Origin of the sequence: Methylobacterium sp. ARG-1 (assembly GCF_001262595.1) — a bacterium.
GTDB classification, from domain to species: Bacteria; Pseudomonadota; Alphaproteobacteria; order Rhizobiales; family Beijerinckiaceae; genus Methylobacterium; species Methylobacterium brachiatum.
In genome coordinates, this window is record NZ_LHCD01000018.1 from 78,115 (window position 1) to 102,877 (window position 24,763).

Below are 24,763 nucleotides of genomic sequence, written 5' to 3' on the forward strand. Positions count from 1 at the left end.
ACGAGATGATCGCTGCCCAAGCAAGCGGCGCGCCCGATGGCGGTTCCCGGTCAGCGCGGCAGCAGTAGCACCGTCAGCGAGCGCACGCCCTGTGCCCCGTGGATGAGCACGCCCTCGATATCGGCGGTCGCCGAGGGTCCGGTGTGCAGCACCGCGTAGGCCGAGCGGCCGAATTCCGATCGCTTATAGGCCGCCTGCACGTTGGGCAGGATGTCGGCGGGGTCGAGCAGCACGATCAGGTGCTGGGCCAGATAAGCGACCGCGTTCACGATCAGCTCCCTTTCCGTGAACAGCACCGAGCCGGTCTCGGCGATGCCGAACACGGCCCGCACCACCGCCACGTCGACATCCTCGACCTCCTGCGGGTAGCGTACCGCCCGCAGGTCGCGGTTACCGTCGATCTCCGGAACCGCGGAGGCGATGACCTTGGCCTCGGCCAGCCGCTCGCGGACACCCGCCAGGGGCTCGCCGGTGCGGCCGTCCTCGATGCGGCCGCCCATGCGCTTCAGCCGCTCGCCGAACTCCTCGACGAGGTCGTCGCCGACCAGCGGCGTGAAGGTCGGGACGCTCGGCAACGGATAATCGCCCGCCGGCCGGTTGGCCTTGAGCGCCGCCAGGATACCGTCGCGCGCGCTCATCGGGCGGAGTCCTTCATCCGATTCTGCTTGTACCAGGCGTGGAAGGTCTGGCGCGGCGCCTCGGGCATCTCGCGCTTCTTCCCCCAGGTGTTGAGCGGATTGTAGACGGCAAACCGCGGCAGCACCTTGAGCGCCGAATCCGCGGCGCCGATCGCCGCCCGGTAGGCGGCCGGGCGCGACAGCACCGCGCCAGCGGCCTTCATCATGCCCTGCTTAAGCGCCGGGATCTGGTGCTCTTCGACCAGCACCTTGCGCCACGCAAAGATCTGCTCATGGATGTTGATCTTCACCGGGCAGACGTTGGTGCAGGAGCCGTTCATGGTCGAGGAGAACGGCAGGGTCGAGTATTTCCGCTTGTTGAAGGTCGGGTCGATGATCAGCCCGATCGGGCCCGAATAGGTCGCTCCATAGGAGAGCCCGCCCGAGCGCCGGTAGACCGGGCAGGTGTTCATGCAGGCGCCGCAGCGGATGCATTTCAGCGAGGTCCAGAACTCCTCCAGGCCGAGCCGCGCCGAGCGGCCGTTATCGACCAGCACCATGTGCATCTCGGTGCCCTTGCGGGGGCCGCGGAAATGCGAGGTGTACTGGGTGATCGGCGAGCCCAGCGCCGAGCGCGACAGCAGCCGGATGAACACCCCGAGATGCTCGACCTTGGGGATGATCTTCTCGATGCCGATCGAATGGATCTGCAGCGGCGGGACGTTGCCGGACAGGTCGGCATTGCCCTCGTTGGTGCAGGTGACGACCGTGCCGGTCTCCGCGATGGCGAAATTGCAGCCGGTCATGCCGGCATCGGCCTTCAGGATGTAGGGCCGGGTGGTCTCGCGCTGGCTCTCGGCGAGGTAATGGGCATCGTCGTTGTCCGGGTCGGTGCCGAGCGTCTTGGCGAAGACCTCGGCCACGTCCATCCGGGTCTTGTGGACCGCCGGCGCCACGATGTGGCTCGGCTCCTCGTTGTCGAGCTGCTGGATGCGCTCGCCGAGATCGGTCTCGATGATCTCGATGCCGTTCGCCGCCATGTGGTGGCGGAAACCGCATTCCTCGGTGAGCATCGACTTTGACTTCACCAGGGTCTTGGCGCCGCGGCTGCGCAGGATCTCCAGGACGATGCGGTTGTGGTCGGCGCCGTCCGCGGCCCAGTGGACCTGGACGCCGTTTGCCTTCGCGGCCGCCTCGAACTGCACAAGATACTGATCGAGATGGGTGAGCGTGTGCGCCTTGATGACGGAGGCCAGCTCGCGCAGTTCCTCCCATTCCGGGATGCCGTGGGCCGAGGCGTCGCGCTTCTTGCGCAGGTCCCACAGGCGCTCGTCATGGGCGGCCTGGTGCAGGGGCGCGGCGAGGAATCGCTCGGCGGCCTCGGCCTGGTCGATCGGCCGGTCGCCGCGGATCTTGGCGCCGCGCGGCTGCGGCTCCCGGGTCTGCGGCGCGCGGATCGGCTTGGTCGCGGCCTCGGCGTGCTGGAGGCGGCCGCCATCCTGGCCGCGCTCACTCTCGTCGTCGGCGGCGCGGACCTCGGGGTGGATGATGCCCTCGCGGGCGCGGGGATTCAGGTCCTCGACGCTCATGCGGCGGCTCCGTTCAGCACTTGCGCGATGTGGATGTAGCGGAGCGGCAGGCCGAGGCGCTCGGCGCAGCCCTTCTGGTGCATCAGACAGGAAGAATCCGCCGAGACCACGTATTGCGCCCCGGCCCGGTTTTGATCGGCGACCTTGTCGTAGCCCATCTTGGCCGAGACCGCGGGCTCGAACACCGAGAAGGTCCCACCGAAGCCGCAGCACTCGTCGGGCCGGGCGAGATCGACCAGCTCAACGCCCTTCACCAAGCGGAGCAGGTCGAGGGGCTTGGAGAAATACGGCTTCACGATCTCGGACGGCCGGGCGTGATGGATGCCCCGCAGCGCGTTGCAATTGCCGTGATAGGCGACCTTGTGCGGGAACTCGGCCCAAGGCAGCGCCTCGATCTTGAGCACGTCGTGCAGGAACTCAACGAGCTCGTAGGTGCTGGCGCGGACCTTCCTGACCTCGTCCGTCTGCGGGATCGCGGTCAGGTGCTCGCGGACCTGATGCACGCAGGAGCCCGATGGCGCCACCACGTAGTCGAAGCCCGAGAAGTTCTTGACGAACAGGGCCTCGGTGGCGGCGGCCTCGGCGTGGCAGCCGGTATTGGCCATGGGCTGGCCGCAGCAGGTCTGGTCGAACGGATATTCCACCGTGCAACCGAACCGCTCCAGCAGCTCCAGCGTGGCGATCCCGACTTCCGGCTCGAAAGCGTCGACGTAGCACGGCACGAACAGGCCGACCCGCATGGTCCGGAACCTCCCTGGATCGCCCGTGCCGTCGGTCTGGAACGGGTCTAGATTACCCGGGCAGGTCTACCGGATGAGGTTGGTTTTGGCGAGGTCGAGAACTGCGTCACCACGCCCGTCCATCACGGCCCGCAGCACGTAGAGGCTGAAGCCCTTCACCTGCTGCCCGTCGATCTTGGGCGGCATCGAGAGCTCGTTGCGGGCGGTGCGGACATCGAGCAGCGAAGGCCCGTCGAAGGTGAGGAACTCGCGCATGGCGCCGGGCAGCTCGGCCGGATCCTCGACCCGCAGGGCGAAGATGCCGGCGGCTCGCGACATCGCGGCGAAGTCCGGATTGTCGAGCGCGACGCCGGTCTCGAGATAGCCGGCCGCCTTCATCTCCAGCTCGACGAAGCCGAGGGTGCCGTTGTTGAACACCACCACCTTCAGCGGCAGGCGGTGCTGGCGCAGCGTCAGGAAATCGCCCATCAGCATGGCGAAGCCGCCATCGCCGCAGAGCGCGATGACCTGCCGGTTCGGCTCCGCGGCCTGGGCGCCGATGCCCTGCGACAGGGCGTTGGCCATCGAGCCGTGGACCCAGGAACCCAGCAGGCGCCTCTTGCCGTTCATCGCCAGGTAGCGCGCCGCCCAGATCGTCGGCGTGCCAACATCGGCGGTGAAGATCGCGTCCTCTGCGGCCGCCTCGCTGATCGTCTTGGCCAAATATTGCGGGTGGAGCGGGCCGCCCGGCTTGGCCGTGGCGAGCTCATCGAGGCCGGTCCGGGCCTTGGCGTAGTGCTTCAGGCTGGCATCCAGGAACGACCGGTCGGCCTTGGGCTTGAGCCTGGGCAGCAGCGCCCGGATCGTCGCCCCGACATCGCCGACGAGCCCGTGCTCGATCCGGCAGCGGCGGCCGAGCTCGGACGGGCGCAGGTCGACCTGGGCGATCTTGGCGTCCTGCGGGTAGAACTGCTTGTAGGGAAAGCCCGTGCCCAGCATCAGCAGGGTGTCGCAGGCCATCATGGCGGCGTAGCCGGACGAGAATCCGATCAGGCCGGTCATGCCGACATCGTAGGGATTGTCGAACTCGACATGATCCTTGCCGCCCAGCGCGTGCACAATCGGGCTCTTCAGCGCCTCGGCGAGCTGGAGCAGCTCGGAATGGGCGCCGGCGCAGCCGCGACCGCAGAGCAGCGTCACGCGCTTGCCGGCGTTGAGCAGCGCCGCGAGGGCGTCCAGCTCGGAATCGGCCGGCCGCACGACGGGCTTGGCCGGGATCAGCCCGGCATGGGGGGCGAGCGCGCGCTTGGGGGCGTCGCGCAGGGCGACATCGCCCGGGATGACGATGACGGCGACGCCCCCCTCCCCCACGGCGGCGCGGATCGCGTTCTCCAGCACGAACGGCATCTGCGACGGGTCGGAGACCAGCTCGCAGTAATGGCTGCATTCGCGGAACAGCTCGGTGGGCCGCGTCTCCTGGAAATAGCCCGAACCGATCTCCACCGACGGGATCTGGGCGGCGATGGCCAGGACCGGGGTCCGGCTCCGATGTGCGTCGTAGAGGCCGTTGATCAGGTGGAGGTTGCCCGGGCCGCAGGAACCGGCGCAGACCGCGAGCTTGCCGGTGACCTGCGCCTCGGCGCTCGCCGCGAAGGCCGCCGCCTCCTCGTGGCGGGTGTGGATCCAGTCGATCCGCCCGCGGGCGCGCAGGGCCTCGGTGATCCCGTTCAGGCTGTCGCCCACCACCCCGTAGACGCGCGCGACGCCCGCTTCCTGAAGGGTCTCGGCGATGAGATCGGCGACGTTCTCGATGCGCATGATTCGGCTCCGCATTTTCGGGTCGGAACCGCATGGCCGCCGACGATGTTCCGCCGCCGGCAACCCCATGGTGCAATGCACACATGTGCGTCGCGACGGTCATTCCACAGCGGCCGCGTCTGCGCGTGCGAGCGCCTGGAGCCGTGCCCGACCATAGTGGGTCGGGCACGGCTCTGAAGTCTTGTTGTGATGCGCTCGCTCGCGCCGATCCGGAGCACTTCGTCGGAACGCGTTCTAGTGGCGGACGGCATCGACGTCGCGGGCGACGACCGCGAACAGGTCGGCGAGGGCCGCCAGGCTCGCTGCCTGCAACTGCGGCGCCGGCACCACCGAGCCGTCCGGCGCCGGCAAGTCGCGGGTGGCGGTCGCGGAGGCGATGACGGTGGGCTGGAAGCCGAGATTGAAGGCCGAGCGGGCCGTCGAGTTGACGCACATATGGGTCATGAAGCCGGCCAGAATCAGGTCAGTCACCCCGGCGCGCTTGAGCCGATCCTCCAGGTCCGTCCCCACGAAGGCGCTGGGGAACGCTTTGGTGAGCACCGCCTCATTGTCCTGCGGCACGACCTCCTCGCAGATCTGCCCGCTCGCCGCCGTGATGTCGAAGGGCGAGCCCGGCCCGGCATTGTGCCGAATATGGATCACCGGCGTTTCGGCCTCCCGCGCCCGCCGCAGCAGGATCTTGGCCTGCGCCACCGCCGGCTCGACCCCGGTCAGGCGCAGCACCCCGTCGCGATAGGTATTCTGGATATCGATGAGGATCAGCGCGGCCCTCTTCAGGCTCGCAGGCTCCGGGCTGAGCCCGGACAGGCCGCGAAGGGTCTTGAGATCGCTCACCCGTGTCTCCTTCACCTGTGTCGCCCAATGCGTGTTCGGTCGATCCCTGGAAAGCCCCCGAACGGCGGCAAGAATCGCCGCAGCGGAACGACCGGGGCGCAGTGCTTACCGCTATCCTGCGCCACCGCCTACGAGGCCACGGCGCGCGACGCGTTGCAAGGCCGGCCCGGCGATTGCCGGTCCTGGGCCGACCGAAAGGTCCGCGTTGCGGTTTGCCCGCGAAGTCAGGACCCGCGCTTGATTTCCGGCCGCTCAGAGTCGAAGGACGTCTGGAAACGTTCCGAAGAGATCAGCGCCATGGAAGAATTGCTCGCCCGCGTCACCGCCCGCACTGGGCTCGACGCCGCGACCGCACAGACGGCCATCGGGCATATCCTGGCCTTCCTGCAGAAGGAGGGTCCCGAGACCGAGGTCAATCAGCTCCTGGCTGCGCTGCCCGGCTCTGAGTCGCTGATCGCTGAGTCGAATGCCGGCGAGAGCGGCGGTGGCGGCCTCATGGGCATGCTCGGCGGCATGATGGGCGGCGGTGGCGTTATGGCGCTCGGTCAGAAGCTGATGGCGGCCGGCGTGCCCATGGGCCAGATGCAGCCGCTTGGCCAGGAGCTGTTCGCCTTCGGCCGCGAGAAGGTCGGTGAGGACGCGATGGGTCCGATCATCGGGTCGATCCCGGGGCTCAACCAGTTCGTCTGACGACACCCGCGTCCCGAAGGGTCAGACCGCCTTTCGGGACGCGTTTTCGCCCGGTGCTATGTGTGCCGCCGCACTGTTTTCAGGCCGCGCCTGGACAATCGTAAAAAAGTGGTTTCGCCGCGAAAGCTTAGCGGAACCCGTCCACGCGATCCCCGTTATTCGGGATGCGATCTGGGCCGCTGCCATCGGCGGATGACCGGCTCGCACCCAAGCAGGCCGGCCATGCCCGTCTTCGAAGCCAAAAACCTGGACAGCGCGTTCGAGGGCCAGGCGCTCCTCGCCGCGCTTCTGCATCCGACCCGCGCGGAACAGACCCGCGCCCTGCGTCACGGCCGCCGCCGGGCCGAACGCTCAGCAGCGATGGCCGACCCGCTATCGCTCGAGCCGCGGTTTCCGACCCCCAGCGACGAACTGGCCTCGGCCACGCTCCAGGGACGCTGAGCCGTCTTCACCAGGGCTGGGGCGTGATGAGGCCTTGGCGCGTCACCACCACCCAGTCGCGACCGCGGCGCTCGACACCCTCGACCCGCCCGACGCCCGGGAGCGTGTCGCCCGGCCCGACCTCGACGATGCGCCGCCGCCGGTTCTCCAGGATGGCCGCGCCGTCATAGACGTCGCGCACCGCCCAGCCATCGATCACCGATGGCTTCTCCGCGACGGCCGGCTTCGGCTTGGCCTCCGCGGACTTCGCCTCGACGGTTTTGGCATCCGGACCCTTCGCGTCCAGCGTCCGCGTCTCGGCGAGGCTGCCGGTCTGGGTCGGCTCGGCCTTCACAAGCGCCGCAGCGGATGTGCGGCGCTCAAGCTGCGTGGCGAGGTTGGCGATCCGACCGCTCTGCTCGCGCTCGACCTGTTCGAGGCGCTCGCCCATGGCCGCTGTCTTGGCATTCAGATTCTTGTCGAGCTGCGCCAAGCGTTCGCCCAACGCGGCGCTGCGGGTGCCGGCTTCCTTGCGGGCGGTGTCGGTGGCGGCGCGGAGATCCGCGAGGACTTGGTGGAGCTGTGCGATGTCGGCGCCGAGCCGGGCGGTCTCGGTCCGTCCGGCATCGACGGTGGCGCTCAACGCCACGACGGCATCGCTCGGCACGCTGCCCGAGCCCGGGCGGGCGGCGACGCCGGCACCGACCAGCAGGCCGACCGCGAGGGCGGCGCCCGGAATCGCGCAGCGGCGCAGGTCGATCCCGGCGAGCCACGGCATCCGAAAGCGCGGCGCGGCCGGGGCCGGTTCGGGCTTCGGATCCGCCTTGCCCGCCACGACGGCCTTGAGCAGCTCGTCAGGAGAGAGGGCCGGCTTGGCTTCAATCTTCGTCATCGCCCCCAACTCCGCCTGCAGGGAATCCCTGCAAGCGTTCGTTAAGGACGTTTGTTTACGAAACCCTTACCGGCCGCCCTCCGGTCAGGCCGCGAGCCCCCGCTTCTTCAGCAGCGGCGCGATGCTCGGCATGCGGCCGCGGAATGCCGTGTAGGCGTCGCGCGGGTCGCGCAGGTTGCCGGCGCCGTACACGTAGGTGCGCAGGCGCTTGGCTGTCTCCGGATCGAAGATGTCGCCGGCCTCCCGGAACGCGTCGAAGGCGTCGGCGTCCAGCACCTCGGACCAGAGGTAGCTGTAGTAGCCTGCCGCGTAGCCGTCGCCGGAGAAGATGTGGGCGAAATGCGGCGTCCGGTGCCGCATGCTGATCTCGGCCGGCATGCCGATCCGCTGCAGGGCGTCGGCCTCGAAGGCCGGCACGTCGAGGCCCGATTCGCCGCCCGCCGAGAGGTGCAGGGTCATGTCGACGATGGCCGAGGCGGTGTATTCCACCGTGGCGAAGCCCTGGTTGAAGGTGCGGGCCGCCAGGAGCTTGCGCAGCAGCGCATCGGGCATCGGCTCGCCGGTCCGGTGGTGGCGCGCATGGGCCTGGAGAACCTCCGGCTGCTCCAGCCAATGCTCGTAGAGCTGCGACGGCAACTCGACGAAGTCGCGCGACACCGATGTCCCGGAGAGCAGCGGATAGGTCACGTCTGACAGGAGCCCGTGCAGGGCGTGGCCGAATTCGTGAAACAGGGTGCGGGCGTCGTCGAAGGACAGGAGCGCGCTCTCGCCGGCAGGCGCCTTGGCGAAGTTCATCACGTTGACGATGACCGGCGTGACCGTGCCGTTGAGGCGTTCCTGCGAGCGGAATGCGCTCATCCAGGCGCCCGAGCGCTTCGACGACCGGGCGAAGTAATCGCCCAGGAACAGGCCGACCTCGGACCCGTCCGGGTTGCCGACCCGCCAGACGCGCACGTCCGGGTGGTAGCGCGGCACCTCGGACAATTCCTCGAAGGTCAGTCCGAACAGGCGCGAGGCCGTGTCGAAGGCCGCCTGGATCATCCGATCGAGCGGCAGGTACGCCTTGACCTCGCTCTCGTCGAGGTCGTGCTCGGCCCGGCGCAGCTTCTCGGTGTAGTGGCGCCAATCGTGCGCCTGAAGCGCGAAGTTGTGGCCCTCCTGCTGGACGAGCGCCTGGAGCCGCTCGCGCTCCTCGCCTGCCCGCGCCCGGGCCGGGGTCCAGACGTCGCGCAACAGCTCCATGGCGGCATCGGGGCTCGCCGCCATCGTGTCGTCGAGCTTGAAATGCGCGAAGCTGTCAAAGCCCAGTAGCCGGGCGTGCTCGGCGCGCAGCTCGATCATCTCGACGATGATCGCCCGGTTGTCGGTGGTCCCGCCGTTTTCGCCGCGCTTTGTCCAGGCCGCGTAGGCCTTCTCGCGCAGGTCGCGGCGGGTCGAGAACACCAGGAACGGCTCGATCAGCGAGCGCGACAGGGTGATGACGTGGCCCTGCAGCCCGCGCTCCCGGGCTGCGCTCTCGGCCGCGGCACGCAGGAACGGCGGCAGGCCGGCGAGATCATCCTCGCCGGCGAGCGGCAGGGTGAAGCTGCTTTCGTCGGCGAGCAGGTTCTGGCTGAAGTGGGTGCCGAGCTCGGACATCCGTGCGGCGATCTCGGCGATGCGCGCCTTGTCGGCCGGAGCGAGATCGGCACCGGCGCGGCGGAAGCGGATGCGGTAGCGGTCGAGGACCCGGCGTTCCTCCGGCCCGAGACCCTCCGCCTCGGCGTCCACCGCCGAGATGCGCGCCCAGAGCTGCGGATTGAGGTAGATGGCGCTGCCGTGCCGGGCGAGCTTCGGGCCGATCGTCCGCTCGATCGCCTGCAACTCCGGGTTCGTGTTGCTGCCGGTCAGGTTGTAGAAGACGCCGGCGACCCGCTCGAGGGCCTGGCCGGCGCGCTCCATCGCCACAACGGTGTTGGCGAAGGTCGCAGGCGCCGTGTCGGACGCGATGCCCGCGATCTCGGCAGAGTGGGCAGCGAGCGCCGCCTCGAAGGCCGGCATGTAATGCTCCGGCTCGATGCGCTCGAACGGCGGCAGGCCGTGCGGCGTGCTCCACTGCGCGTCGCGGAAGGGGTTGTCCTGCGGCAGGCTCGGGAGCCCGGCATCGGCGACATCCGGCATTCGGTCCTCGATGGTGCGTTTGTCCGACGGGTCGTGCGGCCCGTCATCCGGGTCGCGAGATGGGGTGCGCGGCCCTTTGACGAAAGACAGAGGCCCGATCGGCAGCCCCGTCAACCGGGCCGCGGTGATCCGAATGCGGTTCCGCTCGTTTCCCCCGGCCTATGCCCGCGCTTCGAGGTCCCATGCCGCCCCGCCGACCGACGAACTTCTTGGCCTCAATCGCCCTCGCCCTGGTCCTCTGCGCATTGGCGCCCGCGCCCGGCTCGGCCGCGGAGGCGCCCGCCGTTCCGGTGCCGCCGCCGCTTCCGCCCGAGCGCCCGAGCGAGCTGAAGCCGGCCCAGCCGGCGGAGCAAAAGCCCGCGCCAACAGCCGAATCCGGAAAGCCGACGCCATCAGCGCGTCCTGCGGAGCCGACGCCGCCGGCCAAGGACGGTGCCGCGGAGGCTCAGAAGCCCGGGATGCCGGTACCGCCCCCGACTCCACCGGAGCGTCCTCCGGAATTGTCCGGCGAGGCCGCGCTCGCCCTCAAGGTCTCCCCCCCGGACGACACCGCCTGCCGGGTGCGTCTGAAACGCCTCGGCGTCGAGTTCGAGTCGCTGTCGCCCATCGCCGAGGGCCAATGCACGGCGCCGCTGCCGCTGAAGGTGACCAAGCTCGCCGACGGCATCGCCCTGCCGGGAGGCGCGACGCTGACCTGCCAGGTCGCGGAATCCTTCGCGCGCTGGGCCACGGAGGTCCAGGTCGCGGCAGACCGGACGCTCAAGCATCCGCTGACGGGCCTTGAACTCGGCGGCACCTATGTCTGCCGGGGGCAGAACCACGATGTCGACGCCAAGCTCAGCGACCACGCCTTCGCGGCGGCCGTCGACGTGATGGGCTTTACCTTCGCCGGTCGCGCCGGCATCCCGGTCAAGGCGATGCCGGCGGGATCCGAAGAAGCGGAGTTCCTGGCCTCGATCCGGACCAAGGCCTGCGGCTTCTTCCGTACGGTCCTGGGGCCGGGCAGCAACGCGGCCCATGCCAACCACTTCCACCTCGACGAACGCGAGCGCAACGCCGGGCACCGCCTGTGCGAGTAGCCCGGGCCCAGCGGCGGAACGTTCAAGCGCGCTCGATACTTGTGCGACCGGAGCGCGCCTGCTCCCGGAGAGCTGTACGTCCATGATGCGGAGATCCTCGCGGCCGGTTTGCGCGGCTCTGCTGGTGTTGAGCCTGGCGGCACCGGGAGCCGCCCTGGCGCAGCCCGACAAGGCGCCCGCACTGACCGCCGAGGCGATCAACAGCGCGACCTTCAAGGCGCCGGAGACCGACAAGACTGCGAAGAAGGCGGAGAAAAAGTCCGGCAAGAAGGCGCGGGCCGCCAAGAAATCCGACGACAAACCCGACGCGCTGATCGTGAAGGCGCAGATCCTTCTGGATCGCGCACGGTTCTTCCCGGGGGCAATCGACGGCCTGAAGGGTGAGAATTACCAGCAGGCGCTCTCGGCCTTCGCGGTCGCGCAGGGCCTGCCCGCGACCCGGGACCTGACGCAGGAGCTCTGGGACAAGCTCCAGGCGACGAGCGACAAGCCGGCCGTGTCCGATTACGCGATCACCGACGCGGACGCGTCCGGCCCCTACGTCGAGAAGATCCCGCCCAAGATGGAAGAGCAGGCCGACCTCAAGGAGCTCGGCTACACCAACCCGCGGGAGATGCTAGCCGAGCGGTTCCACATGAGCCGCGACCTCGTCAGCGCCCTCAATCCCGACAAGCCCCTCGACAAGGCCGGCACGTCGATCCTCGTCGCCGCGGTGGACCCGATGGGCTTGGACAAGCCCAAGGGCAAGGACCTGCCGCAGGAGCCCAAGGTCGAGCGGATCGAGGTCGACAAGACCAGCCACGACGTCCGCGCCTTCGGGGCCGACGGCAAGCTGCTCGGCTATTACCCGGCCTCGATCGGCAGCACCGAGAAGCCGGCGCCGAGCGGCGAGACCAAGGTGAAGGGCGTCGCGTTTGACCCGGACTACACCTACAACCCGAAATACGCGTTCAAGGGCGTGAAAACGCAGCAGAAATTCTCGATCAAGCCGGGGCCGAACAATCCGGTCGGTCTGGTCTGGATCGACCTCGCGATCCCGAGCTACGGCATCCACGGGACGCCCGAGCCGGAGAAGGTCGGGAAAACCGAGTCCCACGGCTGCATCCGGCTCACCAACTGGAACGCCCGCGATCTCGCGGCGCATGTGAGCCGCGGCGCAAAGGTCACGTTCAAGGACGAATGATCGGTCGCATCGCGCGATGCAGGCTCGGAGACCGGCAAAAATGTATCGTCGGTTAACATCGACGCGGTCATTCACCTGGGAACGGCAAGCGAACGCTTGACACGTCCGGTATTCCAGGCGACGCCACGTGTGGTCTCGCGGACCGCCTGGCGATGCCGCCCGGCGCTTCTCAGCGCTGCTCCAGCGGCTCGCGAGGCGATACCAACCGCACGGCAAGATCCCCGGTTCGGGGGTGATCGAAGGGAAGACGGCCCGGCGTGACTGCTGACCCCAACGATGACGTCCTGACCGGCGTCCGCGTGCTCGTCGTCGAAGACGAAGCCGCAATCTCGATGCTCCTTGAGGACATGCTGCTCGACTTCGGCTGTGCCGTGGTCGGACCGGCCGCACGGCTCTCGACCGCGCTCGAGATGGCTTCGCAGGAGACATTCGAGATCGCGATCCTCGACGTGAACGTGGCCGGCGAGCCGATCTACCCGGTGGCCGAGGCGATTGTGCAGCGCGACCTGCCGCTCGTGTTCTCCACGGGCTATGGCGGCGCCGGCATCCGCGAGCCGTTCCGCGACCGGCCGGTGGTGCAGAAGCCGTTCAGCCAGGCCGATCTCAAGCGCACGCTGATCGGCGCGATCCGCGCCGCTCGGGGCTGAACGCCTCTCCTACAAGCCCTCGATGGTGAAGACGTCGGGTAAATGGGCGGGCCATTCGCCAGGGCCGACGAAGACCGCGTCCGCCCGCAGGGTCATCCCCGCGCACCAGGGATTGCGGCCGATCCAGGCCCGCACGGCGCGCGAGAAGCGCCGCCTCTTGGCTGCATCGATCGCGACGCGAGCCTCGTCCAGGCTGGACCGCGCCTTTACCTCGACGAACACGATGGTGCGTGGACGGCGGACGATCAGGTCGATCTCTCCCCCGGCAAAGCTCACCCGGCGCCCAATCGGCCAGTAGCCCTTCAGCAGGAGGGCCGCCATCGCCAGCCACTCGGCCCGGTGTCCGCGCAGATGGGCGGCGCGCCGCCTCAGGGCTTGATCCGGCACGGTCTCGTTCACCCCTGGCTGTCCCGGGCCAGCGCCAGCGCCCGGGTGTAGATGGCCCGGCGCGGCTGCCCGGTTTCGTCCGCGACGAGGCTCGCCGCATCCTTGATCGAGTGCCGCTCCATCGCGGCGCGGATCAACCCGTCGAGGGCGGCATCCCCCTCGACCGGGCGGTCCGGACGGGTCGCGGCGCCGATGATGACGACGATCTCTCCCTTCGGCGCGCCCTCCTGGCCGAAGCGCTCGCTCAGGGAGCCCAGCGTGTCCCGGCGGATCGTCTCGTAGAACTTGGTCAGCTCGCGGGTGACGGCGGCCGGACGGTCGGCGCCGAGCACCGCGGCGGCATCCGCCAGCATCTCGGGCAGACGGTGGGGCGACTCGAACAGGACCAGCGTACCCGGGACCTGGGTGAGGGCTTCGAGGCGGTTGCGCCGGGCGCCGGCCTTCTGCGGCAGGAAACCCTCGAAAAAGAACCGGTCGGTGGGCAGGCCCGCCGCCACCAGCGCGGTCATGACCGCGGACGGCCCGGGAACGGGGGTAATCGCAATTCCCGCCTCGATCACGGCCTGGACCAGCTTGTAGCCGGGATCGGAGACAAGCGGCGTGCCGGCATCCGAAACCAGGGCCAAAGCCTCGCCGGCCCGGAGCCGCGCCACCATCCGGTCGCGGACGGTGTCGTTCGAGTGCTCGTGATAGGCGAGCAGCGGCGTCGTGATGCCGTAATGGGCCAGCAGCGTCCGGGTGACGCGCGTATCCTCAGCCAGCACCGCGTCGGCCGCCGCCAGGGTGGCGAGAGCCCGGATGGTTATGTCGCGCAGGTTGCCGATCGGCGTCGCCACGATGTGCAGCCCGGGCGATAGAGGCTCGGTCTCGCTGGCCAGCCCGAAGGCCGTGAAGGTGGTGTTCCGCGGCCGGTCCGCGCCGGGCTTCTGCGCAGAGGGCGTGGCGGTGGGTTTGGTTGAGATCGCGGGCCCCGGGTCATCGAATCGACGTGTCATCGCGGGCGATCTTGCCACACTCCACGCCCCGCGTCGCGGCGGCACGTCGAGACCTGGGGCAAACCGGCAGCGCCGCGTTTACATTTGAAAACGGCCCGGTCAGGTTGGCCGGACATGCCCGAAGGAGCCCGCGCCATGGTGCGTCCGAAGTGTGGGCGGACCCGTCTCGCGCGTGTCGCCGCCCTGACCGCTGCCGTCAGCGCCCTCGCACTCAGCGGCTGCGTCGGCGGATTCGGGGACGGGCATGCGGCCCGCCGCGGCGCTCCGGCCCGGGCGGAGCTGTCGCCGCCGGCCGAGGTGCCGCTCGGCGGCGCGCCCGTCCTGTCGGCCGCATCGGCCGGCGCTCCGCTTACCCCGGCCGCGGCCGGGGGCAACCGCATCGGCGCCGGCGCCGTGAAGGTCGCGCTGGTCCTGCCGCTTACCGGCACGGGCGTGGCGGTCGGCAGCGCGATGCGCAACGCGGCGCAACTCGCCTACGACGAGTCGCAGCCGCCCGACCTGACGATTCTGGTCGAGGACGATCACGGCAGCGCCGACGGTGCCCGGGACGCGACCCAGGAGGCGCTGAAGCAGGGTGCCGACCTCGTGCTCGGCCCCGTCTTCGCCGCCAACGTCCAGGCCGCCGCCGTGCCTGCCAAGGCTGCGGGCAAGCCGGTGATCGGCTTCTCGACGGACGCCTCCGTGGCGGCCCGGGGCGTCTATCTCCTGAGCTTCCTGCCGCAGCCGGAGGTCGACCGGATCGTCGACGATTCCGTGGCCGCCGGCCGCCGCTCCTTCGCGGCCCTGATTCCGGAGACGGCCTACGGCAACGCGGTCGAGGCGGAATTTCGCGAGGCCGTCGCCCGCAAGGGTGCCCGGGTGGCGGCGGTCGAGCGCTATCCGTCCGGTGCGCCGGGGCCGGCGGTCGAAAGGCTGGCCCGGGTGATCACCGGGGCCGGCGCCTCCGCCGACACGTTGTTCATCCCGGAGACGGTCGAGGCCATGCCCGCGGTCGCCGCGTCCCTCACCAAGGCCGGCTACAATCCCGCCCGGGTCCGGCCGATCGGCACGGCCCTCTGGAACGAGCCGGCGCTGTTCGCGCTGCCGGCGCTGCAGGGCGGACGGTTCGCCTCGCCCGACCGGACCGGCTTCTCGAACTTCAGCGGCCGCTATCAGGCCCGGTTCGGCGCGGTACCGCCGCGGGTCGCCTCGCTGGCCTACGACGCGGTGATGTTGTCGGCGGCGCTGACGCGGCAATACGGCTCGCAGCGCTTTGCGGAGACGACGCTGACCAACCCGTCGGGCTTCGCCGGGACCGACGGCACCTTCCGGTTCCGGCCGGACGGGCTGAGCGACCGGTCGCTGGCGGTCTACGAGATCCGCAACAACGCCGCGACCTTGGTCAGCCCGGCCCCACGCGTCCTGGCCAAACCCGGCACCTGATCAGGCCGCGAGTTCGGCGACCAGGGCGTTGAGCACCGGCGCGCCGCGTGGCGTGGCCGCAATCCGCCCGCCGGGCAGGCGGTGCAGCAGGCCGTCGCCGATCAGCATGCCGATGCGGTTGCCGTTCAGCGGCCGGCCCTTCAGGGCGGCGTAGCGCTCTGGGTCGATCCCTTCGGCGAGCCGAAGGCCCATCACGAGGAACTCGTCGGCCTGGTCCGCGGCCCGCAGCGTCTCGGTCTCGACGATGCCGTGTCCGTCGCGCTCGACCCGGGCAAGCCACGCCTCCGGGCCGCGCTCGGTCACGGTGCCGATCCGGCCCTCCGGGGTGACCAGCCGGCCATGCGCGCCCGGGCCGATGCCGGCATATTCGCCGTAGCGCCAGTAGAGCAGGTTGTGTCGGGATTCGGCGCCCGGCCGGGCGTGGTTGGAGATCTCGTAGGCCGGCAGGCCCGCCTGGCCGCAGACCTCCTGAGTCACGTCGTAAAGGACGCGGCCGGTCTCGTCGTCTGGCGTCACCAGCTTCCCGGCGGAGGCCAGCCCGTGGAACGGCGTCCCGGGCTCGATGGTGAGCTGGTAGAGCGACAGGTGCTCGGCGGCGCGGGTGAGCGCTTCGCTCAGCTCGGCCCGCCACAGGGCGGGGGTCTGGTCGGGCCGGGCATAGATCAGGTCGAACGAGGTCCGGTCGAACACCGCCTGCGCGACGCCGATCGCAGCGAACGCCTCGGCGGCGTTGTGCAGCCGCCCGAGCCTCTTCAGGGAGGCATCGTCCAGGGCCTGCACGCCGAGCGACACCCGGTTCACCCCGGCGGCGCGGTAGCCGCGGAAACGGCCGGCCTCCACGCTCGACGGGTTGGCCTCCAGGGTGATCTCGGCATCGGGCGCCACCGCCCAATGCCCCGCCACCGCGTCGAGCAGGCCCGCCACCGTCGCGGGCGCCATCAGCGAGGGCGTGCCGCCCCCGAGAAAGATGCTGGTGACCGTGCGGCAGGGGGTGCGGGCGGCGTTGTGGGCGATCTCGGCCCGGAACGCGTCGAGGAAGCGCGGCTGGTCCACGCCGGCGTGCCGGACGTGGCTGTTGAAGTCGCAATACGGGCACTTCGCGGCGCAGAAGGGCCAGTGCAGGTAGATCCCGAAGCCCGCGTCGCGGGTCGGATGGTCTGGGCCGGTCGAAGTCATGATCGCCGGGATGTGAGCGTCCCGGCCCGGTTTGGCAATCAGGAAGCCGGCACCAGGCAGGCGCGACTCAGCAGCACGAAGGCCCGGGCCCGGTGGGACAGCCCCTCGCCGTTCTGCCAATCGACCCCGTGCTTCTCCTCGGCACTCATCTCGCCGAAGGTCCGGGCATGGCCGTCCGGCTGGAAGATCGGATCGTAGCCGAAGCCGGCATCGCCGCGCGGCGGAACGAGCGTCCCGAACACCCGGCCTTCGAACAGCTCGGTGTGGCCGTCCGGCCAGGCGAGCACGAGGGCAGAGACGAAATGCGCCCTCCGGTTCGTCGCCCCACGCTGCTCCAGCTCCGAAGAAACCCGCGCCATGGCACCGGAAAAGTCCTTGGTCGGGCCTGCCCAGCGGGCGGAGAAGATCCCCGGAGCCCCGTCGAGGGCGTCGACGCACAGGCCGGAATCGTCCGCGAAGGCCGGCAGCCCGGTGGCCTGTGCGGCCGCGTGGGCCTTGATGGCGGCGTTCTCGGAGTACATCGTCCCGGTCTCATCGGGCTCGGGCAGCCCGAGTTCGCCGGCCGAGACCGCCTCGACCCCGAACGGCGCCAGCAATTCGCGCATCTCGGCGAGCTTGCCCGCATTGTGGGTGGCGATGACCACCTTGCCGGTGAGACGGCGGCTCACGCGATCGCCTCCTTCTGGAGCGCCACCAGCCGGTCGGTGCCGGCGCGGGCGAGGTTCAGCAATTCGAGGAGCTGATCCACGGAGAACGGCTCCATCTCGGCGGTGCCCTGGACCTCGACGATGCCGCCGGTGCCGGTCAGCACGAAGTTGGCGTCGGTCTCGGCCGCCGAATCCTCGGCATAATCAAGGTCGAGCACGGGGGTGCCCTTGTACAAACCGCATGAGACCGCGGCAACGTGATCGCGTAGCGGGTCGACAGAGATGATCGAGCGGGTACGCATCCAGGCGAAACAATCGTAGAGTGCGACCCAGGCCCCGGTGATCGCGGCGGTGCGGGTGCCGCCATCGGCCTGGATCACGTCGCAATCGACCGTCACCTGACGCTCGCCCATCGCGGGGAGATTCGTCACCGCCCGGAGGGAGCGGCCGATCAGGCGCTGGATCTCCTGGGTGCGGCCCGACGGCTTGCCCGAATTGATCTCCCGGCGCGTCCGGTCATGCGTCGCGCGCGGCAGCATGGCATACTCGGCCGTGATCCAGCCCTTGCCGGAGCCGCGCAGCCACGGCGGCCCGCGCTCCTCGAGGGAGGCGGTGCAGAGCACGCGGGTGTTGCCGAAGCTGACGAGGCACGAACCCTCGGCATAGCGCGAGACCGCGCGCTCGAGGGTCACGGGCCGCAGTTCATCGGCGGCGCGCTTCGAAGGCCGCATCGCGGGCCCTTTCTGGTGAGAGAAGTAAGGGCCGGGCTCTTAGGCCGCCGGGCCGGCGCGGGCAAGCATCGCCGGATGGATTGATCCCGCGACACCGGGCGGACATGATCGGACGACAGGATGACCGTGTGACCGACCTGAACCCCACCATTCCACAAGGCTCATCGATGCAGGCGCTCGACGCCCTCAACGAGCGCGCCCGCGAGATCTTCCGGCAGATCGTCGAGAGCTATCTCACGACCGGAGAGCCGGTGGGCTCGCGCAACCTGGCGCGTATCCTCCCGATGGCCCTGTCGCCGGCGTCGATTCGCAACGTCATGGCGGATCTGGAGCATTCCGGCCTGATCTTCGCGCCCCACACCTCCGCAGGCCGCCTGCCGACCGAGCTGGGCCTGCGGTTCTTCGTCGATGCGATGCTGGAAGTCGGCGATGTCGGGCAGGAGGAGCAGGCCCGGATCGAGGCGCAGATGCGCGCCGCCGCCTCCGGCCACACCTTCGATTCGGCTTTGGCCGAAGCCTCGACCATGCTGTCGGGCATCTCGCGCGGGGCCGGCGTCGTGCTGACCACGAAGGCCAATGTCCACCTGAAGCATATCGAGTTCGTCCGCCTCGACCCCGCCCGTGCCCTGGTGGTGCTGGTCTCGGATGATGGCTCCGTGGAGAATCGGCTGGTCGACCTCCCCCCCGGCCTGCCGGCCGGCGCGCTCCAGGAGGCGACGAACTTCCTCAACGCCCGGCTGCAGGGCCGCACCCTCGGGACTTTGCGGGCCGAGATCGAGGCCGGCCGCAAGGCGATGAAGCGGGAACTCGACGCGCTGACCGAGCGCCTGGTCGATGCCGGCCTTGCCACACCCGTGGGTCCGAGCGAGGCGCGGCAGCTCATCGTGCGCGGGCAGGCGAATCTGCTCGACGACCTGCGTGCCGTCGAGGATCTCGAGCGGATCCGCCTGCTGTTCAACGATTTGGAGACCCAGAAGGACGTCATCGACCTCCTGGCCCGCGCCGAGGGCGGCGAAGGCGTGCGGATCTTCATCGGGTCCGAGAACAAGCTGTTCTCGCTCTCGGGCTCCTCGCTGATCGCCGCGCCGTTCCGGGACGGATCCCAGAAGATCGTCGGCGTCGTCGGGGTGATCGGCCCGACGCGGCTGAACTACGCCCGCATCGTGCCGATGGTCGATTATACCGCCCGGGTGGTCTCGAAGCTGCTCGACGGAGCGCGCTAACGGCTCACGAACGAGCCTGGCTCAGGCGGCCCGTACGGTGTGCAGGAATTCCGCGACTTCCTGAGAGAGCTGCGCTGATTGCCGCGACAGCGCGGTGGCCGCGCCCAGCACCTGATGCGCCGCCCGGGCCTCGATGCCTTCGACCGCCCGACCGACCAGGCCGATCTCATCGCTGCGGCGCGCATCGGCGATCTCGGCATCGATGGCGCTTCGGCTCATGCGCTGCAGCGCGCCGACCAAGCGGTTCAGCGGACGCGCGACGGTGATCGTCATCAGCTGGCTGACAACAATCTTTAGCACCAGCAGCACCAGGAGCGTGGTCACCGCCAAGTCGTGCGCCAACGCCGAGATCGGCGCCAGCGACGCGGCGCGGCTGACCGACACGGCGACATACCATTCGAGCGACGGCGGCAGGTTGGGGACCCGGGCAAAGATTGTGAAGGTCTGCCGGTCGCCCTCGCGCGTCTCGCTCAGGCCGCCGCCGATCTTCGGCGGCGGCCCGGTGAACAGATCCCCCAACGCGTTTCCGATCAGTTCCGCGCGCGGATGGACCAGCACCGTGCCGTTTCCCGACACCAGATAGGCATAGCCGCTGCTGCCGGTCGCGACCCCCGCGATTATGCGGGCCAGGGTGCCAGCCTCGAAGTCGCCGTCGCCGACACACAGCAAGGTGCCACCGCATCGCGTACGGTCGCCGCGGCGGTGATGACCAGGGCGCCTCGGCTGGCGAAGGTGTAGGGCTCGGCCAGGATCGGGCCAATTGCGGCCACGGCCTCCTTGTACCAGGGGCGTTGGCGGGGATCGCAATCGGGTGGCACCTCATCCTGCGGCACCATATCGTAGCAGCCATCCCGACGGCCGACATAGCTGACATAGAACGTGTCCCGGACGGCGGGGGCACCGATCACGGCATTCGCCGCTGCCCCGGCGGTCGCTAGCGATGCCTGCTGGGCCATCAGTTGAGTCAGATCGAGCTTACCCCGCAGCCAGTTGCCGACGCTTTGCGTGGCGGAGGCACTGAGACCCGACATCTCGGTGTCGATCGTCGTCCGAAGCACCGAGGATTGTGTCCTGTAGAGATAGGCTGAGCTCGCCGCGAAAGAGGCGCACACGACCCCAGGATGAGCAACGTCGCCCGGCCAAACCGAGCCGCAGCCGTGCGGTTTGCTCTATTTCAGCCGATCTCTCATTCGGCTTCGACACGGCGCAATCCCAAGCAATGAAAGAGTATCGAGTTCCACTGTACGTCACGCGCCGAACTTCTACGACGCAATTTTATTTACAATATGCGTTGCGCCAATCACTTTATTTCAAATTATCTTATAGTTTTGTAAACTGAATAATTTTTTGGAAAACTATTTAAATATTGAATTATCTTAAATTGTGCTTGCCCTGTTCGACACGCTTGCAGCTGCGCGCAGGAAAAATTTTCCTCCGCGCAGCGCTTTAACGACAGCGGGGCTTACGCCGGTATCACGTCGACGATCTCGTAGGTGTCGGGATCGACGATCACGATGTCGTCGCGCACCAGGATGAAGTCGTAGCCCTCGTATTCCGGCACGATCTCGACGATCGCCGGCGGCAGCCGGTGCAGGCTGACGGAGCGCGGGATCGCGGTTCCGACCGCCAACCCGAACGCCACGTCCCGCAGCGGCGAGACGCCGAGGCGGGTGATCGAACTGCGGAACTCGGTGCGCTGGCGAGTGTCGAGGCGCGTGACGGCGCCGCGGGCAGAGCCGCCGCCGCGGCCACCCCGGACTCCTTCGCGTCCACCGCGGTCGCCACGCTCGCCTGCCGCACCGCGATCGCCGCGCTGGCCCGGGCCGGTCTCGTCGCGCCCGTTGCGGTCGCCGCGTTGGCCCGGGCCGGTCTCGTCACGCCCGCCACGTTGCTCGGCCGGGCCGCCGTCACGGCCGCCCCGCTCGGCGGCACCGGGATTACCGCCGGGTGCGTTCCGATCGCCGGCACCCGGACCGGCACGGCCGGGGCCTTCGGCACCGCGGGAGGCCGGGCCGCCGGGCTCCGCGCCACGCCCACCGCCATCCGCGCCGCCGCGCATCCCACCGCCCTCGGCACCACCGGCGCCGCCGCGCATTCCACCGCCGCCGGCTCCGCCCGGCCCCGCGCCGCCGCCCGCCGCTGGGCCAGCACCGCCGCCTGCACCGCCGCCGCCGGCAGCCGGACCGCCGCCTCCGCCTGGCCCGCCCTGCGCGAAGGCCGTTGCCGCTCCGGCGATGAGGATGGCGGCTGCCACCGTGTCCCTGAAGATCCGTGTCATGGAGTGTCGTCCCGTTGCCGTTGGCGTGCCCGCAGCACGCGTGCCGGGCCGCAACGGGGTCCTGGGCGAATCCGTTCCGTGCCGGCGCCCGATGGACCCCGAGGGGAAATGACACGGACGCGCGCTGTCCCGGTCAAAGTCCGATCACGGCCTTGCGATCACGCTTGTCGCCTGTAACGTCGCGCCCATCGAAGAATAGGCCGGCTGTTACCGGCCGATGAGTCATGTGACGGAGACGCCATGTCCGCCCTGAGGGACGATACGATCGGTATCGCGCCGAGCGCAGCCGACGATGCGGCCGACCGCAAGCGTCGGATCTGGGCGATCGTCGGCTCGTCCTCGGGCAATCTCGTCGAGTGGTACGACTTCTACTGCTACGCGTTCTTCGCGCTCTACTTCGCGCCCGCCTTCTTCCCCAAGGGCGATTCCACCAGCCAACTCCTCCAGACTGCCGGCATCTTCGCGGTGGGCTTCTTCATGCGCCCGGTGGGCGGCTGGCTGTTCGGACGCATCGCCGACCGGGTCGGGCGCCGGACCTCGATGGTCGTCTCGGTGCTGATGATGTGCTTCGGCTCGCTCCTGATCGGCATCCTGCCGACCTATGAGCATGTCGGCACGCTGGCGCCCGTGCTCCTGCTGCTCGCGCGCATGCTGCAGGGCCTGTCGGTGGGCGGCGAGTACGGCACCTCGGCGACCTACATGAGCGAGGTGGCGATCAAGGGGAAGCGCGGGTTCTTCGCCTCGTTCCAGTACGTAACGCTAATCGGCGGCCAGCTGCTCGCCTCGCTGGTCCTGGTGCTGCTCCAGACCGTGATGACCGCGGCGGACTTGTCGGCCTGGGGCTGGCGCATCCCGTTCTTCATCGGCGCCGGGCTCGCCGTGGTGGCACTCTACCTCCGGCGCTCGCTCGCCGAGACCAAGGAAGGCGGCGACAAGGAGAATGCCGGGACCTTCGCCGAGCTGTTCAAGCATTGGCGGGCGTTCTGCGTGGTCCTGGCTTACACGGCCGGCGGCTCGTTGAGCTTCTACACCTTCACGACCTACATGCAGAAATACCTGGTCAACACCGCCGGGATGCCGAAGACCTCGGCCTCGCAGGTGATGACCGTAGTGCTGTTCGTCTACATGATCATCCAGCCTCTGTTCGGGGCGCTCTCCGACAAGATCGGCCGCAAGGCGAACATGCTGCTCTACAGCGGGCTCGGCACGCTCATGGTGGTGCCGCTGATGACGGCGCTCGGGACCAACAAGGATCCCTATCTGGCCTTCGCGCTGATCACCCTCGGCCTGTCCGTGGTGTCGTTCTACACCGGCATCAGCGGCATCGTGAAAGCCGAGCTGTTCCCCACCAACGTGCGGGCGCTGGGGGTCGGCCTGTCCTACGCCCTGGCCAACGCCATGTTCGGCGGCACCGCCGAGTTCGTCGCCCTGTGGTTCAAGGATGCCGGCATGGAGAGCACGTTCTTCTGGTACGTCACCGTGCTGATGGCGGTGGCCTTCGTCGGCTCGCTGATCATGCCGAACCCGAAGGTGCACGGCTATCTCGACGGCGCCGGCACCGTGGAAGAGGCGCTCGGGAAAAAGCGCCGCTTCGCCCATGCCTGAAACCGGTGGGCCAGGGGTTCGGCTGGACCGGCTGGTATTCTGTCGCTGATATACCCCCGTCGGACGCGCCAGACGTCTGCGGGAGGATACCATGCTCAAGACCGCCGCTGCCGGCGCGCTGACGCTGTTCTGCCTTGAGGCGGGCTTCGCCCGGGCTGAAGAGGTCGGGCCGTTCAAGCCGACGCAGCCCGCCGGCTACTTCTTCGTCGGCGGCCGCTACGAGACTGCGAACGATCGGACCACCGCCCGCGGGCAGATGTTCGTGGAATACCGCGCCCCCGCGCGGATCACGCAGCCCTATCCGGTGGTGATGGTCCACGGCACGGCGCAGACCGGGACCAACTTCCTCGGCACGCCCGATGGAAGGCCAGGCTGGGCCGATCGGTTCGCCGCCAAGGGCTTCGCGGTCTACGTGGTCGATCAGGTCGGGCGAGGTCGCTCGGGCGGCGACGCCGAGATTTACGGCCCCTATGCGCGCCTGCCAATGGAAGATCTCGAGACGGTCTTCACTGGGCAGGAGCGGTCGGCGCTCTACCCGCAGGCGAAGCTGCATACCCAATGGCCCGGCGGTCCGGGCCTGCGCGGCAACGCCGCCTTCGACCAGTTCTACCGCTCGCAGGTGCCCTATATCGCGAGTGCCCTGAAGAGCGAGGAGCTGGTCGACCCAGCGCTGGTCACGCTCTTGGAAAAGATCGGGCCGGCGATCGTCCTGACGCATTCGCAGGCCGGCGTGTTCGGCTGGGCGGTCTCGGACCAGCGGCCGGACCTCGTGAAGGCGCATGTCGCCGTCGAGCCGAACGGGCCGACCTTCTTCGACATCAAGTTCAAGGGCGGCGCCGAATGGTATGAGCGGGTCGGCGACGCCCGGGCTCGCCCCTACGGCATCACCCGGGTGCCGCTGCATTTCGAGCCGCCGGTGAGCGGCCCGGCGGACCTGACCGTGGTCCAGGCCGAGCACGCGGCCGGGCCGGACCGGATCCGCTGCTGGCTGCAGGCGGAGCCCGCCCGCGCTCTGCCGAACCTGGCCAAGGTGCCGGCGGTGATCGTGACCGCGGAGGCCTCGTTCCGGGCGACCATGGACGATTGCACGGCGGCGTTCCTCACTCAGGCGGGCGCCAAGCCGGACCGGCTGGCGCTGGCCGAGCACGGCATCCACGGCAACGGCCACATGATGATGCTCGAATCGAACAGCGATCAGGTGGCGGACGCGATCGTGGGGTGGATCGAGACGCGGATCGGCGCCGGCCGACCCCGGCCTTAACCCCCTGCTTACCCTCTGCCGCGAGGGTAGCCCCGTCATACGACGAGGCTTTGCATGACCGACATGACCGACACCGTGGGCGTCGCGGGCGACCGCATCCGCTCGATCATCGAGCGCGTGGAACGGCTGGAGGAGGAGATCAAGGACCTGATGGAGGCGAAGAAGGAGATCTTCGCCGAGGCCAAGGGCGAGGGCCTGGACGTCAAGATCCTCAAGGAGATCCTGAAGATCCGCAAGCAGGACAAGGACGAGCGCGACGAGCACGAGACGCTGCTCGATGTCTACCTGCGGGCCATGGATGCGCCCGCCCCGGCCCCGATCAAGGCGGCCGCCTGACGCGACCGGAGGGGACGGCGCGCCGTGCGCCGTCCCGCCCTCAGCGGATCGGCT

At 69.2% G+C, this 24,763-nt stretch carries 25 protein-coding genes; 10 read left to right on the plus strand and 15 right to left on the minus strand.

What is annotated here, in order from left to right; translation table 11 throughout:
- Positions 1-50 precede the first annotated feature (50 nt).
- The 5 genes from AKJ13_RS17700 to AKJ13_RS17720 form a co-directional block, all read right to left on the minus strand.
- The gene (locus tag AKJ13_RS17700; protein ID WP_050734537.1) at positions 51-638 is read right to left on the minus strand and encodes an LUD domain-containing protein; all 588 of its coding nucleotides are present in this window, start codon (positions 636-638) and stop codon (positions 51-53) included.
- Positions 635-2,206, minus strand: a complete 1,572-nt coding sequence (locus AKJ13_RS17705) for a lactate utilization protein B (protein WP_050734538.1) — start codon at positions 2,204-2,206, stop codon at positions 635-637. The genes AKJ13_RS17700 and AKJ13_RS17705 overlap by 4 nt, the downstream gene beginning before the upstream one ends.
- Entirely contained in the window at positions 2,203-2,946 is a 744-nt protein-coding gene (locus AKJ13_RS17710; RefSeq protein WP_050734539.1) for a (Fe-S)-binding protein, read from the minus strand. Before AKJ13_RS17710 ends, AKJ13_RS17705 begins: the two co-directional genes overlap by 4 nt.
- 66 nt (positions 2,947-3,012) lie before the next feature.
- Positions 3,013-4,743 carry a ubiquinone-dependent pyruvate dehydrogenase gene (gene poxB / locus AKJ13_RS17715; protein ID WP_050734540.1) on the minus strand — a complete coding sequence of 577 codons (1,731 nt, stop codon included), beginning with the start codon at positions 4,741-4,743 and terminating at the stop codon, positions 3,013-3,015.
- 234 nt (positions 4,744-4,977) lie between these two features.
- Positions 4,978-5,577 carry a cysteine hydrolase family protein gene (locus AKJ13_RS17720; protein WP_050734541.1) on the minus strand — a complete coding sequence of 200 codons (600 nt, stop codon included), beginning with the start codon at positions 5,575-5,577 and terminating at the stop codon, positions 4,978-4,980.
- A 297-nt stretch (positions 5,578-5,874) separates the two neighbouring features.
- On the opposite strand from AKJ13_RS17720, the gene AKJ13_RS17725 reads away from it, so the two are divergent.
- Both AKJ13_RS17725 and AKJ13_RS17730 read left to right on the plus strand, forming a co-directional pair.
- The gene (locus AKJ13_RS17725; protein ID WP_007562002.1) at positions 5,875-6,267 is read left to right on the plus strand and encodes a DUF2267 domain-containing protein; all 393 of its coding nucleotides are present in this window, start codon (positions 5,875-5,877) and stop codon (positions 6,265-6,267) included.
- Positions 6,268-6,489: 222 nt separating this feature from the next.
- A complete protein-coding gene (locus AKJ13_RS17730) occupies positions 6,490-6,708 on the plus strand; it encodes a hypothetical protein (RefSeq protein ID WP_050734542.1) in 219 nt (72 codons plus the stop codon).
- Positions 6,709-6,715: 7 nt separating this feature from the next.
- Here the strand turns inward: AKJ13_RS17730 and AKJ13_RS17735 are convergent, their stop codons facing one another.
- Both AKJ13_RS17735 and AKJ13_RS17740 read right to left on the minus strand, forming a co-directional pair.
- Positions 6,716-7,579 carry a hypothetical protein gene (locus tag AKJ13_RS17735; protein ID WP_050734543.1) on the minus strand — a complete coding sequence of 288 codons (864 nt, stop codon included), beginning with the start codon at positions 7,577-7,579 and terminating at the stop codon, positions 6,716-6,718.
- An 84-nt stretch (positions 7,580-7,663) separates the two neighbouring features.
- On the minus strand, positions 7,664-9,739 hold the full coding sequence (locus AKJ13_RS17740) for a M3 family metallopeptidase (protein WP_050734544.1): 2,076 nt from the start codon (positions 9,737-9,739) through the stop codon (positions 7,664-7,666).
- Positions 9,740-10,197: 458 nt separating this feature from the next.
- Here AKJ13_RS17740 and AKJ13_RS17745 point away from each other — a divergent pair, with 458 nt between their 5' ends.
- The 3 genes from AKJ13_RS17745 (at position 10,198) to AKJ13_RS17755 (ending at position 12,648) form a co-directional block, all read left to right on the plus strand.
- The gene (locus AKJ13_RS17745) at positions 10,198-10,818 is read left to right on the plus strand and encodes an extensin family protein (protein WP_244471644.1); all 621 of its coding nucleotides are present in this window, start codon (positions 10,198-10,200) and stop codon (positions 10,816-10,818) included.
- Between the two features lie 82 nt (positions 10,819-10,900).
- A complete protein-coding gene (locus tag AKJ13_RS17750; RefSeq protein WP_050734546.1) occupies positions 10,901-12,001 on the plus strand; it encodes a L,D-transpeptidase in 1,101 nt (366 codons plus the stop codon).
- 257 nt (positions 12,002-12,258) lie between these two features.
- On the plus strand, positions 12,259-12,648 hold the full coding sequence (locus AKJ13_RS17755; protein ID WP_050734547.1) for a response regulator: 390 nt from the start codon (positions 12,259-12,261) through the stop codon (positions 12,646-12,648).
- Between the two features lie 9 nt (positions 12,649-12,657).
- Here the strand turns inward: AKJ13_RS17755 and AKJ13_RS17760 are convergent, their stop codons facing one another.
- Positions 12,658-13,047, minus strand: a complete 390-nt coding sequence (locus tag AKJ13_RS17760) for a YraN family protein (RefSeq protein WP_007561987.1) — start codon at positions 13,045-13,047, stop codon at positions 12,658-12,660.
- A complete protein-coding gene (gene rsmI / locus AKJ13_RS17765) occupies positions 13,044-14,030 on the minus strand; it encodes a 16S rRNA (cytidine(1402)-2'-O)-methyltransferase (protein WP_050734548.1) in 987 nt (328 codons plus the stop codon). The genes AKJ13_RS17760 and rsmI overlap by 4 nt, the downstream gene beginning before the upstream one ends.
- A gap of 135 nt (positions 14,031-14,165) precedes the next feature.
- On the opposite strand from rsmI, the gene AKJ13_RS17770 reads away from it, so the two are divergent.
- Positions 14,166-15,452, plus strand: a complete 1,287-nt coding sequence (locus AKJ13_RS17770; RefSeq protein WP_050734549.1) for a penicillin-binding protein activator — start codon at positions 14,166-14,168, stop codon at positions 15,450-15,452.
- On the opposite strand, the gene hemW is transcribed toward AKJ13_RS17770, so the two are convergent.
- Genes hemW through rph form a run of 3 tightly spaced genes read right to left on the minus strand, consistent with a single transcriptional unit; the run spans position 15,453 to position 18,006 of the window.
- Entirely contained in the window at positions 15,453-16,628 is a 1,176-nt protein-coding gene (gene hemW / locus AKJ13_RS17775) for a radical SAM family heme chaperone HemW (protein ID WP_050734550.1), read from the minus strand. It abuts the gene before it with no gap.
- Between the two features lie 38 nt (positions 16,629-16,666).
- The gene (gene rdgB / locus AKJ13_RS17780; protein WP_050734551.1) at positions 16,667-17,296 is read right to left on the minus strand and encodes an RdgB/HAM1 family non-canonical purine NTP pyrophosphatase; all 630 of its coding nucleotides are present in this window, start codon (positions 17,294-17,296) and stop codon (positions 16,667-16,669) included.
- Entirely contained in the window at positions 17,293-18,006 is a 714-nt protein-coding gene (rph, locus tag AKJ13_RS17785) for a ribonuclease PH (RefSeq protein ID WP_007561977.1), read from the minus strand. Before rph ends, rdgB begins: the two co-directional genes overlap by 4 nt.
- Positions 18,007-18,173: 167 nt before the next feature.
- Here rph and hrcA point away from each other — a divergent pair, with 167 nt between their 5' ends.
- Positions 18,174-19,229 carry a heat-inducible transcriptional repressor HrcA gene (gene hrcA, locus AKJ13_RS17790; protein WP_007561975.1) on the plus strand — a complete coding sequence of 352 codons (1,056 nt, stop codon included), beginning with the start codon at positions 18,174-18,176 and terminating at the stop codon, positions 19,227-19,229.
- A 21-nt stretch (positions 19,230-19,250) separates the two neighbouring features.
- On the opposite strand, the gene AKJ13_RS17795 is transcribed toward hrcA, so the two are convergent.
- The 3 genes from AKJ13_RS17795 to AKJ13_RS17805 form a co-directional block, all read right to left on the minus strand.
- Positions 19,251-19,898, minus strand: coding sequence for a HAMP domain-containing protein (locus tag AKJ13_RS17795; protein ID WP_050734552.1), 648 nt, complete (start codon positions 19,896-19,898; stop codon positions 19,251-19,253).
- The gene (locus AKJ13_RS31930; protein ID WP_050734553.1) at positions 19,847-20,287 is read right to left on the minus strand and encodes a hypothetical protein; all 441 of its coding nucleotides are present in this window, start codon (positions 20,285-20,287) and stop codon (positions 19,847-19,849) included. Before AKJ13_RS31930 ends, AKJ13_RS17795 begins: the two co-directional genes overlap by 52 nt.
- Before the next feature lie 404 nt (positions 20,288-20,691).
- On the minus strand, positions 20,692-21,507 hold the full coding sequence (locus AKJ13_RS17805) for a DUF1236 domain-containing protein (RefSeq protein ID WP_050734554.1): 816 nt from the start codon (positions 21,505-21,507) through the stop codon (positions 20,692-20,694).
- A 240-nt stretch (positions 21,508-21,747) separates the two neighbouring features.
- Here AKJ13_RS17805 and AKJ13_RS17810 point away from each other — a divergent pair, with 240 nt between their 5' ends.
- The 3 genes from AKJ13_RS17810 (at position 21,748) to AKJ13_RS17820 (ending at position 24,709) form a co-directional block, all read left to right on the plus strand.
- A complete protein-coding gene (locus AKJ13_RS17810) occupies positions 21,748-23,112 on the plus strand; it encodes an MFS family transporter (protein WP_050734555.1) in 1,365 nt (454 codons plus the stop codon).
- A 91-nt stretch (positions 23,113-23,203) separates the two neighbouring features.
- Positions 23,204-24,373: an alpha/beta hydrolase gene (locus tag AKJ13_RS17815; RefSeq protein ID WP_050734556.1), complete on the plus strand. Its 1,170-nt coding sequence runs from the start codon at positions 23,204-23,206 to the stop codon at positions 24,371-24,373.
- A gap of 54 nt (positions 24,374-24,427) precedes the next feature.
- A complete protein-coding gene (locus AKJ13_RS17820) occupies positions 24,428-24,709 on the plus strand; it encodes a DUF2312 domain-containing protein (RefSeq protein WP_050734557.1) in 282 nt (93 codons plus the stop codon).
- The last annotated feature ends 54 nt before the right edge of the window (positions 24,710-24,763 follow it).

Bases quoted from the DNA above. Each gene is read 5' to 3' on its own strand.
- hrcA (WP_007561975.1), top strand. From the start codon at position 18,174: ATGCAGGCGCTCGACGCCCTCAACGAGCGCGCCCGCGAGATCTTCCGG.
- AKJ13_RS17710 (WP_050734539.1), bottom strand. From the start codon at position 2,946: ATGCGGGTCGGCCTGTTCGTGCCGTGCTACGTCGACGCTTTCGAGCCG.
- AKJ13_RS17750 (WP_050734546.1), top strand. From the start codon at position 10,901: ATGATGCGGAGATCCTCGCGGCCGGTTTGCGCGGCTCTGCTGGTGTTG.
- poxB (WP_050734540.1), bottom strand. From the start codon at position 4,743: ATGCGCATCGAGAACGTCGCCGATCTCATCGCCGAGACCCTTCAGGAA.
- AKJ13_RS17745 (WP_244471644.1), top strand. From the start codon at position 10,198: ATGCCGGTACCGCCCCCGACTCCACCGGAGCGTCCTCCGGAATTGTCC.
- AKJ13_RS17735 (WP_050734543.1), bottom strand. From the start codon at position 7,579: ATGACGAAGATTGAAGCCAAGCCGGCCCTCTCTCCTGACGAGCTGCTC.
- AKJ13_RS17700 (WP_050734537.1), bottom strand. From the start codon at position 638: ATGAGCGCGCGCGACGGTATCCTGGCGGCGCTCAAGGCCAACCGGCCG.
- AKJ13_RS17770 (WP_050734549.1), top strand. From the start codon at position 14,166: ATGGTGCGTCCGAAGTGTGGGCGGACCCGTCTCGCGCGTGTCGCCGCC.
- AKJ13_RS17740 (WP_050734544.1), bottom strand. From the start codon at position 9,739: ATGCCGGATGTCGCCGATGCCGGGCTCCCGAGCCTGCCGCAGGACAAC.
- AKJ13_RS17815 (WP_050734556.1), top strand. From the start codon at position 23,204: ATGCTCAAGACCGCCGCTGCCGGCGCGCTGACGCTGTTCTGCCTTGAG.
- AKJ13_RS17820 (WP_050734557.1), top strand. From the start codon at position 24,428: ATGACCGACATGACCGACACCGTGGGCGTCGCGGGCGACCGCATCCGC.
- AKJ13_RS17705 (WP_050734538.1), bottom strand. From the start codon at position 2,206: ATGAGCGTCGAGGACCTGAATCCCCGCGCCCGCGAGGGCATCATCCAC.
- AKJ13_RS17725 (WP_007562002.1), top strand. From the start codon at position 5,875: ATGGAAGAATTGCTCGCCCGCGTCACCGCCCGCACTGGGCTCGACGCC.
- hemW (WP_050734550.1), bottom strand. From the start codon at position 16,628: ATGACTTCGACCGGCCCAGACCATCCGACCCGCGACGCGGGCTTCGGG.
- rsmI (WP_050734548.1), bottom strand. From the start codon at position 14,030: ATGACACGTCGATTCGATGACCCGGGGCCCGCGATCTCAACCAAACCC.
- AKJ13_RS17730 (WP_050734542.1), top strand. From the start codon at position 6,490: ATGCCCGTCTTCGAAGCCAAAAACCTGGACAGCGCGTTCGAGGGCCAG.
- AKJ13_RS17805 (WP_050734554.1), bottom strand. From the start codon at position 21,507: ATGACACGGATCTTCAGGGACACGGTGGCAGCCGCCATCCTCATCGCC.
- rph (WP_007561977.1), bottom strand. From the start codon at position 18,006: ATGCGGCCTTCGAAGCGCGCCGCCGATGAACTGCGGCCCGTGACCCTC.
- AKJ13_RS17810 (WP_050734555.1), top strand. From the start codon at position 21,748: ATGTCCGCCCTGAGGGACGATACGATCGGTATCGCGCCGAGCGCAGCC.